Source organism: Bacillus timonensis, assembly GCF_000285535.1.
GTDB lineage: Bacteria > Bacillota > Bacilli > Bacillales > Bacillaceae_L > Ferdinandcohnia > Ferdinandcohnia timonensis.
Window position 1 is genome coordinate 82,083 of record NZ_HE610990.1, and the last position, 14,229, is coordinate 96,311.

A 14,229-nucleotide genomic window follows, 5' to 3' on the forward strand; every position below is an offset into this window, starting at 1 on the left:
TCCCCCAAACTCTTACGCCATCTTTCTCATGATGAAATTATGGCATTCCATAGCTGCTTCTTTTCCTTCCTGTATCGCCCAAACGATCAAACTTGCACCTGTTCGAGCATCACCCGCAGTAAAGACACCTTCTTCATGTGTGTGATATGTGCCCTTATTTACTGCAATATTAGAACGGTTATCCACCGTAATATTGGTATCACTGAACATTTTAGTTTCGGGACCCTCAAAGCCAATGGCTAGTAAAACCAATTGGGCTGGCCACTTTTTTTCCGTTCCGGGTATCACTTCTCTTATTTTTTGACCATTTTCCTTTACTGTTTTAATCTCCGCACTTTTGACCCCTGCTACATTTCCATTTTCATCACTAACAAACTCAAGTGATGTTGTAGCAAACTCTCTCGGATCGTGCCCGAATACACTAGCTGCCTCTTCCTGTCCGGTATCCACTTTATGAATAATTGGATACTGCGGCCAAGGGTTGTGGCCAGCCCGGGAAGTAGGTCGTACTGGATAAATATCAAACTGAACGAGACTGTTACAATTTTGACGTATCGCAGTAGATACACAGTCTGTCGCGGTATCTCCACCCCCAATGACAATGACGTCTTTACCTTCTGCTGAGATAAAATTTTCATCAGCAAAATGAGAATCAAGGAGACTTTTCGTATTTCCATGCAAGTAATCCATTGCAAAGTGGATGCCTTCAAACTCCCTGCCCGGAATCTTCATGTCTCGCGGTCGAGTAGAGCCAATACAAAGGACAACCGCATCATTTTCTAAGCGCAATTGTTCCATTGAGATTTGTTTACCTACTTCCGTATTAGGAATAAATTGAATTCCTTCTTCCTGCATTAACTTAATTCTGCGATCAACAACTTGTTGCTCAATTTTCATTTTAGGAATTCCATATGTTAACAAGCCGCCAATCCGATCAGCTCGTTCGTAAACCGTCACTGTGTGTCCTTGTTGATTTAAAGTGGTTGCGCATGAGAGTCCAGCAGGTCCTGAGCCAATAATGGCTACCTTTTTCCCTGTTCGTTGGAAAGGAATTTGAGGTTGAACCCATCCTTCTCCAAATGCTTTATCAATAATGGCTCGTTCAATGTTTTTAATGGTGACCGAATCATTGGCAAGCGAGGCAACACAACCACCTTCACAAGGAGCTGGGCAAGCGCGTCCAGTAAATTCAGGAAAAGGATTCGTCCGGCTTAACCGTTCGTAGGCCTCCTTCCATCTCCCTTTATAAACGAGATCATTCCATTCTGGAATTAAGTTATAAATTGGACATCCCGTCGTCATACCTGCTAGCACACTGCCGTTTTGACAAAAGGGTACAGCGCAATCCATACAGCGAGAAGCCTGTTTTTGCAAAATATCTTCAGATGGCAGCTGAGCAATTTCATTCCAATCTTTAACCCTTTCTATTGGGTTACGATAGCGCACTGAACTCCTTTGATGGTCGATAAACCCTGTTATGTTTCCCATCTATCTAACCCCCAATCTACATTTCAACTGTATGGTAATGTTCATTTTGTTTGGATTCAGCAAGAATTCTTTTATATTCTTTTGGAATAACTCTCACGAATCGAGATACGAAGGAGTCCCAGCTATTCAGGATGTCCTCAGCTATCTTACTTTTTGTATACTGATAATGTTGGTTGATTTGCTTTTTAACAAAATCTATTTCTTCTTTGTTTTCCAAGGATTCCATGTTGACAAGTTCTTGATTGTAGTACTTATTGAATATTCCAACTTCTTTGACTAGAACATATGCAATTCCACCTGACATCCCCGCAGCAAAGTTTTGCCCAACCTCGCCAAGAATAATTGCACTTCCACCTGTCATATACTCACAACCATGATCTCCAATTCCTTCGACAACGACATGTGCCCCACTATTTCTCACACAAAATCTTTCCCCTGCTTTACCCCGGATGTATGCCTCTCCACTGGTTGCTCCATAAAATGCTGTATTTCCAATTATAATGTTCTGTTCAGCTAAAAAGGTTGATTTTGGTGATGGAAAGATCGTTATCTTACCGCCAGATAACCCTTTGCCGACATAATCATTGGCATCTCCTTCTAATGTCAACGTCACCCCGTTTGGGATAAATGCCCCAAAGCTTTGGCCTGCTGAACCTTTAAAGTGAAGCTTTAATGCATCTTCTTTTACCCCTTTTTCTCCATATCTACTAGAAATTGCACTCCCTAGTAGAGTTCCAACAGAACGATTCATATTGCAAATTGGGAGCACTGTACGAACTGGCTGCCCATTTTTCAAACCTTTATGAAATAGAGGCAGTAGTTCTTTGCTATCCAAGGTTTGAGCCAATTCATGATCTTGCTCGGTTTTAGGACGAGTATCACCAGGCTGCTCATATAAAATTGGTGACAAATCAAGTTTTTGAGCTTTCCAATTATTTGATTTAGCCGGTTTCAAGATATCTGTCCGTCCAATCATTTCATCCAATGTTCTAAACCCTAAAGCCGCCATATATTCGCGTATTTCTTGAGCGAAAAATTGCATCAAATGAACCACATCGTCTGCTGTGCCAACCATATTTTTACGAAGGAGCGGGTTTTGTGTCGCGATTCCAACAGGACATGTATCTAAATGACAAACTCTCATCATGATGCAGCCAAGAGAAACAAGTGGCAATGTGGAAAATCCATATTCTTCTGCTCCAAGAAGAGCAGCTATGACCACATCTCGGCCACTCATCATTTTTCCATCCGTCTCCAATGTGACTTTATGTCTTAATCCATTTAGCTTTAATGTTTGGTGAGCCTCAGCAAGCCCTAATTCCCAAGGCATACCCGCATGTTTAATACTCGAACGAGAAGCTGCTCCAGTCCCGCCATCATAACCACTAATTAAAATTACATCTGCTTTTGCCTTTGCTACTCCTGCTGCAATCGTTCCAACACCCGATTCTGATACAAGTTTTACATTGATTCTCGCTTTTGGATTTGCATTTTTTACGTCATAAATAAGTTGTGCCAAGTCCTCAATCGAGTAAATATCATGATGAGGCGGTGGTGATATCAATTCAATTCCTGGAGTTGACCCTCTTGTTTTCGCTACATCAGGGGTTACTTTATGGCCAGCCAATTGCCCGCCTTCCCCAGGTTTGGCTCCTTGGGCCATTTTAATTTGGATTTCCTCACTATTAACGAGATAGTGACTTGTTACCCCAAACCTTCCAGAAGCAACTTGCTTAATTTTGCTACATTTTGAATCACCGTTATCCATTGGAGTGAATCGTTCGGAATCCTCTCCACCTTCACCACTATTACTCTTTCCGCCAATTCGATTCATCGCAATTGCGATTGCTTCATGGGCCTCTTTACTAATCGATCCGTATGACATTGCTCCCGTTTTAAACCTTTTAAAGATTGATTCAATTGGTTCAACTTCCTCAATTGGTATGGGTTTCCTTTTATAATTGAATTCGAGTAATCCACGCAATGTCGTCTGCTGACTGATTTCTTCGTTTAAAAGACTGCTGTATTCCTTGTAAATCTCATATTTCCCTGTACGAACGGCATGCTGTAATAAATGAATGGTTTTCGGCTGAAATAAGTGTGTCTCCTCTCCATAACGCCATTGGAAATCCGACCCCGTTTTTAAGACTACTTCTTGCGACTGAAATGCAGCTTCATGGCGTAAACGGACTTCCTTTGCAATATCTTCTAAAGTTAATCCACTTAGTTTCGAAGATGTATTTGGAAAGTAACGATCAATCACCGCATGACTAATTCCCAATACCTCGAAGATTTGAGCACCTATATAACTTTGGACTGTTGATATGCCCATTTTGGACATAATCTTCAAGATTCCTTTTGTGACAGATTTCACATAATTTCTGGATGCATCTTCAACTGTTAGACCTTCAACTAACAAAGGAAGAGATTCATAAACTAGATAAGGGTATATAGCATTAGCACCGTATCCAAGCATAGTTGCAAAATGGTGTACTTCTCTCGGTTCCCCTGATTCTACGATTAAACTAACCTTGCTTCTGTTGCCTGTTTCAATTAAGTGATGATGAACGGCTGATACAGCAAGCAGTGAAGGAATCGCACCATTATGCTTATTTACCTTTCTATCACTAAGGATGAGAATATTGCTCCCCATCTCAACCTTTTTCTCCACTTTCTGAATCAAATCATCTATAGCAGCCCCCAAACTTCCAGAAATCGGGAATAAAGTTGAAATAATTGCAGTTGTCCAGTCTTTCGTTTGTAAACTGTTTATTTTTATCATTTCTGATTCTATTAGTATGGGAGTTTTCAACCTTATCTTTTTGTATTCCGTTTGTGTAGGCTGGAGTAGATTACCGCTTGATCCTAGCATCACTTCTAATGAAGTAACAAATTCTTCCCGAATTGCATCTATTGGCGGATTCGTTACTTGAGCAAATTTCTGCTTGAAATAATTAAATAACAGTTGAGATGTATTTGATAATACGGCCAAAGGAGCATCATAGCCCATTGAACCAATTGGTTCAGTACCATCCATGGCCATCGGTTTTAAAACTTTCTCCCATTCTTCATTTGTATAGCCGAAGATTGACTGTCTGCGAAGAGTTTCTTCATCTAATAATTCCATTTGTCGGTTTGCGCTACTAGTAATCATTTCCAATGGTACGATATTCTCTTCTACAAGCTTTTCGTAAGGTCTTTCAGAAATAATCAGTTGTTTGATTTCTTCATCAAAAGCTAGCCTTCCATTTTCCAGGTCTATTAAAATCATTTGTCCAGGTTTCAATCGGTCTTTACAAATGATTTTTTCTTCTGGGATATCAACAACCCCTACTTCAGATGAAACACATATAAAATCATCTTCTGTTACAATAACCCGTGCAGGTCTTAACCCATTTCTATCAAGACAGGCTCCAACTACTTTTCCATCCGTAAAAGCCATTGCTGCCGGGCCGTCCCAAGGCTCCATTAAGCTACTATGAAACTGATAAAATGCCCTTTTTTGTTCATCCATTACCTTATTTTTTTCCCATGGTTCTGGAATCATCATCATCATCGCATGTGGCAATGACCATCCTGATAAAACGAGAAATTCTAATGCATTATCAAACATTGCTGAGTCACTGCCATCCGGGTCAATAACAGGTAGCAAGCTTTCAATATCTTCTAGTAAGTCTGTTTTGAAAGCAGCTTCTCTAGCCCTCATCCAATTCACATTTCCGTTTATTGTATTGATTTCACCATTATGCATAACATATCGATTTGGTTGTGCCCTTTGCCAACTTGGAAATGTGTTGGTGCTAAATCGATTGTGAACCATTGCCATAGCTGACTTATATAATTCACTTTTTAAATCAACATAGTAATCTTTCAGCTGCTCAGGTAATAATAAACCTTTATAGATAATCGTTCTCGCCGAAAAACTGACAACATAATTTGGCTCATCTCTTACGAACTCCGCTCTTTTTAATGCCTTTTCAATTTTTCTACGAACTTGATATAATTTTCTTTCAAACTTGATATCCCCTGCCATTTCATAAGGGGATTTCACGAATATTTGGCGTATCACTGGTTGGGTTTCTTTTGCCTGTTGATGTAGATTTTTATCAAATGTTGGGACATTCCTCCAATCGAAGAATTCTAGTCCCTCTTCTGTGATGATATTTTCAATGATATCTTTACAACGTTGCCTAGAGCTTTTTTGTTGTGGAAGGAAGAACATTCCTACACCATATTTTCCCGCATCAATTAGGAGTTTTCCCGCTTCTTCCCATTCAGTACGAAATAACTGATGTGGGATTTGTGTTAATATCCCAGCTCCATCACCTAACAGATTATCAGCACCGCGCCCTCCTCGATGATCAAGCCGTTCAAGTGCAACTAATGCTTGAGAGACAATGGAGTGTGTTTGCCTCCCATTTATATTAGCCAGCAGCGCTATTCCACAGGCATCATGTTCGAATTGAGGATTATACATCCCTTGTTTATCTTGAGTCTGTGTTCGATGCATATCATATCCCCCTTTTGTTTATTTTTCTTAGATTAATGGTAATACTTTGAGAAGAAAAAGTATTTAGAGTTAATGACTGAAGATTTGCACTTTTTAGATAATAAAAAAACATAAATTAATACATGCTGCGGTAAACAATGTTCGTCTTTACCGTTCTTTCCTTGAATTTTATACTATCATTATTTGGTTTTTTAATATTTAGATGTTTTGTTGAATTATTTGGAGTTATTGTCAGGAGGGCTAGAAAGTGGACCATAGGACTACATAATCAGTACAAATAAATAAGGTTACTACAAGATTCATGAAATCCTGTCGCAACCTTTTAAGTGTTAACATGAAATTTATCATCGTATTTCAGAAGGGTTTTTTCCAGTATATTGTTTAAATTGTCTACTAAAAAAGTGTAAATCATTATAACCAAGTGCATTTGCTGTTTCCGTTACTGACATTCCCGTAAAATGTAGTAAATGTTCTGCACGTTTTATTCGGGTATAGACGATATAAGATTTAACCGTATGTCCAATGATTTCTTTAAACTTTTGGGAGAAGTAACGTTGTGAAAGATTGGCACGTTCTGATAATGTTTCAATCGTATGCGGTTCTCCAGGATGTTGCTGAATATAGTTAGCAATTTCCCTTATTGTTTCTAATAAGCTATTACTTGTACTACCCAGCACTTCCTTTTTTTCTTGTTCTTCTCTTAATAAATGAATCATTAATTGCTTCAAAATTAACTTTCCCTCAATTTCCGCACCATATGTTTTCACCAAAAACAAACGGACATACTGGGTTAACAGTGATTCAAAGCTAATCGTATTTTCAAGAATACGGTGTGACGAAGGAATCAAACTAGGTGTCTCCGCTATATCAAAATGAATATACGTTAATACGAGAGGATTTTGGGGATTATGTGTCGCTTCAGTCTCATCGCCTGGTTTAAACAAAAAGCAATGACCTTTTCCCACATGATAAGATTTTTTGTTGAGTTTTACAGTCCCTTCACCACTCCAAACATAAAACAAGTCAAAATTTGGCATGGGTTCATCTCGTTTCTTCCACATCCAGTTTGGTTCACAATGAATCGTGGCTAGTGCTGGTTTCAACAAAAATTCTTCTGGATTCAAATATAGCATCCAGCTCCCTCCTTCCAAAGATAAGAAACTTACTATCTATTTTAATCGTATGAAGTCCAATCTAGCAAACTGTAACTTTAGAAATCTATTGAAACTACTTTATAAACTTATCTCAACACCAGTCAGTAAAGAAGTGAATCAAAAAAGGAAGCTCTACATAAATAGTCTTCCTTTCACATATTAATTTTGACGCCAAGGGCTTCGGACAACATTTGTTTGCTTTCTGTCTGGACCAACCGAGAAAATTGACAATGGTATACCCGTTAACTGAGAAACTCTTTCTATATAATGTCTTGCATTCTCCGGCAGTTCGTCTAATGTTTTACAGGAAGTAATATCTTCTGTCCAGCCTGGAAGCTCTTCGTATACTGGCTCACATTGGGACAATATTTTTAAGCTTGCAGGGAACTCCTCCATCACTTTCCCTTTAAAACGATATGCCACACAAATTTTAAGGGTTTCAATTCCTGTTAACACATCGATTGAGTTCAGTGATAAATCCGTCAAGCCACTTACTCGACGGGCATGGCGGACGACAACACTATCAAACCATCCAACACGCCGTGGTCTTCCTGTCGTTGTTCCATACTCACGGCCGACTTCTCGTATTTGCTGGCCGATTTCATTATCAAGTTCCGTAGGGAATGGTCCGTCGCCAACCCTTGTTGTATAGGCTTTACATACCCCAACAATATGAGTAATTTTACTTGGACCCACACCAGAACCAATTGTTACCCCACCTGCAACTGGATTAGAAGAAGTAACAAATGGATAGGTACCTTGATCAATATCGAGCATGACTCCTTGTGCTCCTTCAAAAAGGACACGGCGGCCACCGTCCAAAGCTTCATTTAAGACGACAGATGTATCACACACATATTTTGCAATTGTCTGGCCATACTCATAATATTCATTTAGAATATCCCCAAGTTTAAAGCCTTCGGTCTCATAAAGCCGTTCAAATAACCGATTCTTTTCTTCTAAATTTTGTGCTAATTTTTCTTCAAATACTTCACGATCTAGCAAGTCTGCAATCCGAATTCCAATCCGTGCCGCTTTGTCCATATAAGCTGGCCCGATTCCTTTTTTCGTGGTTCCGATTTTATTTGCACCTTTTCTCGCTTCTTCAACTTCATCTAATTTTATATGATAAGGCAATATAACATGGGCGCGATTTGAGATTCTAAGGTTATCCAAAGTAACCCCTTTGTCCTTTAAGTAATCCATCTCCTGAACGAGAGCCTTCGGATCAATGACCATCCCATTGCCAATGACACAGATTTTATCCTTGTAAAAGATTCCTGATGGAATTAAATGCAATTTATACGTTTCACCATTAAATTTAATTGTATGGCCAGCATTGTTCCCACCTTGATATCTTGCAACCACTTCGGCATTTTCCGATAAATAATCAGTGATTTTTCCTTTTCCTTCGTCTCCCCACTGTGAACCAACTACGACAACTGATGACATCTCTCAAACGCACCTCCGTTAGGTATTAGCAAACATTTTTTTCCTTTTAGCAGACTAATTTTATCAGTAAATAGGACAAAAAGTCAATAAAAACCGAACGTTGATATGTAAATTATTAATTACGTTCGTATTCAAAGTATTAGCTTGCCCTCTTAACAGTCTTTTCATTCGTAGTTTATTAAAAGTAAAATAAAAAGCGTCTAGAACACAATTTGTCCCAGACGCTTTTTACATATCTATTTACAGGTCCACTGTTTAAACGAATCGAACAGTTTTGCACCCGACTAAAAACTTATATGAGAGTTTTACTCATTATATAGTCCGTTTGTTCTTCATCACCCATATAAAAGAAATGAGAACCCGTTTGAACAAACCCCATTTTCTCGTAAAAGGCAATTGCCTTTTCATTTTTTTCCCAAACGCCTAGCCAGATTATCTTTTTATGATGTTCCTTGGCCATTTCCACCGCCTTATTAAACAGTACTTTTCCAAGCCCATTTTTTTGAAACTTGCCCTTTATATAAATTCGCTCAATTTCAAGTGAATCAGTTCCCATTTCTTCAGACTGAGCATCATTGATATTCACCTTTAAATACCCTGCCGCTTCATGATTAAAATACACAAAAAAGAATTGTGAAGAAGTCGTGGTTAATTCTTTTTCTACTTGTTCTACGTTAAATGCCCTATCCAAATAGGCACTCATATTTTCGGGTGAATTCTGATCCTTAAATGTCTCATTAAATGTTTCGTAACTAATTTCTTGAAGCGTGTTTAAATCATCGAGCGTGCACTCTTTAATTTCTATCGTCATTTTGATGTATCACTCCTTATTTAATCAATAATTTCGCTTGTTTCCCTTTTTTACAAATTCCCAATCAATTTCTATATTTTTTCTTACTCTTTGGAGAAGATGAGAAATGGTTTCTGTTTCTTTTTCTGAAAACCCCGCTAATGCGACACTATTTGAATATTCATTTTCTCTTTTTATAAATGGATAAATAGTAGTCCCTTTCTCTGTTGGAAAGAGCCTTTTAATTTTTTTATTATGTTTATCTTCCTTTTTTTCAATAAAACCGTTCATTTCAAGCTTTTTTATTGCACGAGCTGCTGTTGTTCGATCTACTTTTATCATCTCAGCAACCTTTTCTTGAATGATACCCGGGTTTTCACATATTCGTACCAGGTACAAATACTGCCCTTTTGTAAGTTCATATTCTTTAAATTCAAGATTACTAATAGAATCGAGTGCCCTAGCTATCATCCCAATTTCACGAAGAATGTCCTTCATTATAAACTCCTTGTCGCATGTATTGTTGTAAATGAAATAAAAGTGGTATATATTAAATGTAATCATTTTTTGTTGCATTTGCAACAAAGTTTCCGTATGTACTATATAGTGAAACATTATTTATATGGCTTGAAAGGGAGAGTTTAAGTGGAAGTAAGAAATGTAACGACTAATAATGATTTACAAAAAGTATTTAAGATTAGAAAAGAGGTATTTGTGGATGAGCAAGGTGTGTCTTTAGAAGACGAATTTGATGACTTTGATACACTTAGTGACCAATGTGAACACATATTAGTCTATTACAATCAGGAACCCGTAGGAACTGGAAGATTAAGAATCGTTGATGGTTTTGGAAAACTAGAAAGAATTTGTATTTTAAAGCCTTACCGAAAATTCGGGCTGGGAAAAGAAATCATTACATCATTGGAAAAAATCACAAAAGAAAAGGGATTAAATCGGGTAAAATTACACGGACAAACGCAAGCAGAGGGATTTTATCATAAACTAGGCTATCAGACTTCATCTCCTGTATTTATGGAAGATGGAATTCCACATGTTTTAATGCAAAAAGAATTAATGTAAAACTATGAAACGTTCCTAAAGAGTAGGGATTGAACTATACAAAAATAAGAAAAACTGGACCTGCATAGATCCAGTCTTTATTTTCATTAATGTGATGCATAATCGCTTCAGTCGCGTACATTTAATATCTAATTAGTTAACATAAATCATATATGCTAATAATTTAACTTGCTTTTTTTATTTCAGCCTTTAAAATATCCTCTGATTTCAGTTCCAGTGTTTTTTCCAATAATTCGATGGTGTGTATTGTTTCTCGAATGTCATTTTCTGTTACTATCTTTTTCGCTTTTACTTCTTTCATTATACTTTTTATGGAGGACTTAAACGCATTAGTATTGATTAACCATTCTCCAATTAATTTCTTCGTTGCTACTCTTTCATTTACATCTTTTATACTAAAGATACTTTGCACTTCTGGTTCTAATAGAGAAATTGTATTCATTTTTGTATGGATTCTTATCCAAAAATAGTTAGTTTGACTATCATAATAGTTTTCATCAATCATTCGGTAATATTTAATACCTATTTTTATATCAAAAAAAGGACTATCTCCTGTCGGGATGCGTAAATCCGCTACATGAACATTTTTTTGGATATCTAAATACGTTTCTAATCCATACTTTGTATCAATCATCTTTGCATCTACTATTTTTGTCATTTTATATCGCTCCTTTTCATTCAAATCTATTAAGTAGTGATTATTAAAGGTTACTTTATGTAACCAATATTACACCAAAGGTTACTTTAATTCAACAAGTAACTATTAATAACAAATACTTTAGAAGGTTAGCAAGTTTTAATTGTTGTTATTCTAATCTACTGTATAGTCGACTTTGTCTCCTTAAATTGTCGAAATTCCTCCATATAATCCCCTTTTTGAAAAGGCTTACTTACGATATAATTTTATTATACATTATAATACCTTGTTACTTTTTGTATATATAGATGAATACTATTACTAGGAGGTGTTTAGTTATGGTTGAAAAAGAAAGTAAGGAAAGGGTATGTTCAAAAGTTGAAGAATCGTATCATATTATCGGTAAAAAGTGGATGGGGTTAATCATTCATACGTTAATGGAGGGGCCAAAACGATTTAGTGAAATACATGCCTTTATTCCTGATTTAAGTAAAAGAATGCTTAACGAACGGATAAAAGAACTTGAAGATTGTGGATTAGTTCTTCGAAACGTCATTACGGATCGTCCGGTACGAACAGAATATTCACTTACTAAAAAAGGACATGAGTTGGGAAAGGCATTAAAAACGGTTGAGGATTGGGCTAATAAATGGCTATAACTATAGTAAAAGTTCTACTGCTTGGCTCATACTTTCTGTCATGACCAAGCAGTATTTTGTTTGAAAGAAAAAGAGGATACTTTGTATTAGTATCCTCTTCCTTTAGCATTTATTTTACTTAGAAATACGTTCTAACAATTTAGTTCTTTCCTCTTCATAGCCAGGTTTACCTAGTAACGCAAACATATTCTTTTTATATGCTTCGACTCCAGGCTGATCAAATGGATTTACTCCCATCAATAAGCCACTAACCCCACAGGCTTTTTCAAAAAAGTATACCATCTCACCAAACGTATATTCATCTAGTCTATCAAGCTTAACAGATAGGTTTGGAACTCCGCCATCTACATGGGCCAACACTGTGCCTTGTGCTGCATTTTTATTCACAAAGTCCATTGTTTTTCCAGCAAGGTAATTTAAGCCATCTAAATTTGATGCTTCCTCTTCAAGCGTAATATCAAGCTTAGGCTCTTTTACAGTTACAACTGTTTCAATAAGGTCCCGGCGCCCTTCCTGTACATATTGTCCCATCGAATGCAGGTCAGTTGAGAAATCAACAGAAGCTGGATAAAGTCCCTTTTGGTCTTTTCCTTCACTCTCACCAAATAATTGTTTCCACCATTCAGATACATAATGGAGAGACGGTTCAAAGTTAACCAAAAGCTCAATTGATTTTCCTTTTCGATAAAGCGCATTTCGAACTGCTGCGTACTGATAGCTTTGGTTTTCAGCCAAATTAGGGCTGCTATATTTATCAGCTGCCGCTGCTGCACCAGCCATCATTTTATCAATATCTAGACCTGCTGTAGCAATCGGTAATAGCCCTACTGCTGTTAATACAGAATATCGTCCACCGACATCGTCAGGAATAACAAAAGTTTCGTATCCTTCTTCATCTGCAAGTGTTTTTAATGCACCTTTTGCGCGATCTGTTGTAGCATAGATACGTTTTTTTGCCTCGTCTTTCCCATACTTTTTCTCCATATAATCTCGGAAAATACGAAAAGCAATTGCGGGCTCTGTTGTTGTTCCTGATTTTGAAATAACGTTTACAGAAATATCTTTGTCTTTAAGTACATCAAATAAGTGAGACACATATGTAGCACTTATATTTTGTCCAACATAATAAATCTCCGTTGTGTCTTCCATTTGGTTATGAAATGTATGTGATAGTGCTTCGATTGCAGCTCTTGCACCAAGATAAGAACCACCAATCCCAATTACAACTAAAGCATCTGAATTGCTACGAATCCTTTCAGCAGCTGCCTTGATTCTAGCAAATTCTTCTTTATCGTAGTTATAAGGTAAATCAACCCATCCAAGAAAATCAGAACCTGGTCCTTTTTTTTCGTGGAGCATCTCATGTGCAACTTTTACAAATTCACCTAAATATTCAACCTCATGCTTCTGCATGAATGGTAGAGCGTTAGAATAATCAAACGTAATTGACATATTTATCTCTCCTTTAAAATTATGTATAGAAGGACTACCATCAGTGGAAGTCCTTCTATTCTAGGTGTGTATCTTATTCGTTATTTTTTAACGACAGCATGTCCACCAAATTCATTTCGTAATGCTGCTACAACTTTTCCTGTAAAAGTATCATTCTCTAATGAGCGGTAGCGCATCAATAGTGACATCGCAATAACTGGTGTAGCTGTTTGTAAATCTAAAGCCGTTTCAACTGTCCATTTACCCTCACCAGAAGAATGCATGATACCTTGAATTTCATCCAATTTCGCATCCTTTGAAAATGCATTCTCTGTTAATTCCATGAGCCAAGAACGAATAACAGAACCATTATTCCAAACTTTAGCTACTTTTTCATAATCATAATCAAATTCACTTTTCTCGAGTATTTCGAAACCTTCTCCAATTGCAGCCATCATTGCATACTCGATACCATTATGAACCATCTTTAAGAAATGCCCGCTACCCGCTTTACCTGCATACAAGAAGCCATTTTCTACAGCTGTATCTTTGAAAAGAGGTGCAACTTGTTCCCAAGCTTCGGGATCTCCACCAATCATGTAGCAAGCGCCATTTCGTGCCCCTTCCATTCCACCTGAAGTACCAGCATCCATAAATCGCACTCCAATATTCTTTAGATCATTATAGCGCACGAGTGATTGCTTATAGTGTGAATTCCCAGCATCAATTACAATATCGTCTTTGTCTAAAAATGGTGCAACTTCATCAATCACGGAATCCACAACAGATTGGGGAACCATAATCCAAATAATTCTTGGCTTCTCTAAAGATTCAACTAGTTCTTTATAGCTTGATACCCCAGCAGCTCCATATTTCTTCATTTCTTCAACAGCACTTGGGTTTACATCATATGCGACTACCTCGTGTTTGTTATCTATTAGATTTTGTCCTAAGTTTAAACCCATTTTCCCTAATCCTACTAAACCGACTTTCATGTTGTATTCCTCCAATAGTTTTGTAGTTTTTGT

Annotated in this window: 11 protein-coding genes; 2 read left to right on the forward strand and 9 right to left on the reverse strand. The window is 37.3% G+C overall.

Annotation, left to right across the window (positions count from 1 at the left end; genetic code table 11):
* Nucleotides 1–12: 12 nt before the first annotated feature.
* The 6 genes from BTHG_RS22460 to BTHG_RS22485 form a co-directional block, all read right to left on the reverse strand.
* The gene (locus tag BTHG_RS22460) at nucleotides 13–1,488 is read right to left on the reverse strand and encodes a glutamate synthase subunit beta (protein WP_010284793.1); all 1,476 of its coding nucleotides are present in this window, start codon (nucleotides 1,486–1,488) and stop codon (nucleotides 13–15) included.
* Nucleotides 1,489–1,504: 16 nt separating this feature from the next.
* The gene (gltB, locus tag BTHG_RS22465; protein WP_010284796.1) at nucleotides 1,505–5,998 is read right to left on the reverse strand and encodes a glutamate synthase large subunit; all 4,494 of its coding nucleotides are present in this window, start codon (nucleotides 5,996–5,998) and stop codon (nucleotides 1,505–1,507) included.
* 344 nt (nucleotides 5,999–6,342) lie between these two features.
* Complete coding sequence (locus BTHG_RS22470; RefSeq protein WP_010284799.1) at nucleotides 6,343–7,131, reverse strand: helix-turn-helix domain-containing protein; 789 nt, start codon at nucleotides 7,129–7,131, stop codon at nucleotides 6,343–6,345.
* A gap of 180 nt (nucleotides 7,132–7,311) precedes the next feature.
* Complete coding sequence (locus BTHG_RS22475; RefSeq protein ID WP_010284801.1) at nucleotides 7,312–8,604, reverse strand: adenylosuccinate synthase; 1,293 nt, start codon at nucleotides 8,602–8,604, stop codon at nucleotides 7,312–7,314.
* 292 nt (nucleotides 8,605–8,896) lie between these two features.
* Nucleotides 8,897–9,415, reverse strand: coding sequence for a GNAT family N-acetyltransferase (locus tag BTHG_RS22480; protein ID WP_010284802.1), 519 nt, complete (start codon nucleotides 9,413–9,415; stop codon nucleotides 8,897–8,899).
* A gap of 24 nt (nucleotides 9,416–9,439) precedes the next feature.
* Nucleotides 9,440–9,892 carry a MarR family winged helix-turn-helix transcriptional regulator gene (locus tag BTHG_RS22485; protein WP_010284804.1) on the reverse strand — a complete coding sequence of 151 codons (453 nt, stop codon included), beginning with the start codon at nucleotides 9,890–9,892 and terminating at the stop codon, nucleotides 9,440–9,442.
* Between the two features lie 147 nt (nucleotides 9,893–10,039).
* Here BTHG_RS22485 and BTHG_RS22490 point away from each other — a divergent pair, with 147 nt between their 5' ends.
* Complete coding sequence (locus tag BTHG_RS22490) at nucleotides 10,040–10,474, forward strand: GNAT family N-acetyltransferase (protein WP_010284806.1); 435 nt, start codon at nucleotides 10,040–10,042, stop codon at nucleotides 10,472–10,474.
* A gap of 163 nt (nucleotides 10,475–10,637) precedes the next feature.
* Here BTHG_RS22490 and BTHG_RS22495 read toward each other — a convergent pair whose 3' ends face one another.
* Nucleotides 10,638–11,132: a hypothetical protein gene (locus BTHG_RS22495; RefSeq protein WP_010284809.1), complete on the reverse strand. Its 495-nt coding sequence runs from the start codon at nucleotides 11,130–11,132 to the stop codon at nucleotides 10,638–10,640.
* A 317-nt stretch (nucleotides 11,133–11,449) separates the two neighbouring features.
* On the opposite strand from BTHG_RS22495, the gene BTHG_RS22500 reads away from it, so the two are divergent.
* Nucleotides 11,450–11,770 carry a winged helix-turn-helix transcriptional regulator gene (locus tag BTHG_RS22500; RefSeq protein WP_010284819.1) on the forward strand — a complete coding sequence of 107 codons (321 nt, stop codon included), beginning with the start codon at nucleotides 11,450–11,452 and terminating at the stop codon, nucleotides 11,768–11,770.
* 114 nt (nucleotides 11,771–11,884) lie between these two features.
* On the opposite strand, the gene BTHG_RS22505 is transcribed toward BTHG_RS22500, so the two are convergent.
* Both BTHG_RS22505 and gnd read right to left on the reverse strand, forming a co-directional pair.
* Nucleotides 11,885–13,222 carry a glucose-6-phosphate isomerase gene (locus BTHG_RS22505; RefSeq protein ID WP_010284824.1) on the reverse strand — a complete coding sequence of 446 codons (1,338 nt, stop codon included), beginning with the start codon at nucleotides 13,220–13,222 and terminating at the stop codon, nucleotides 11,885–11,887.
* An 80-nt stretch (nucleotides 13,223–13,302) separates the two neighbouring features.
* The gene (gnd, locus tag BTHG_RS22510; RefSeq protein ID WP_010284827.1) at nucleotides 13,303–14,196 is read right to left on the reverse strand and encodes a phosphogluconate dehydrogenase (NAD(+)-dependent, decarboxylating); all 894 of its coding nucleotides are present in this window, start codon (nucleotides 14,194–14,196) and stop codon (nucleotides 13,303–13,305) included.
* Nucleotides 14,197–14,229 lie beyond the last annotated feature (33 nt).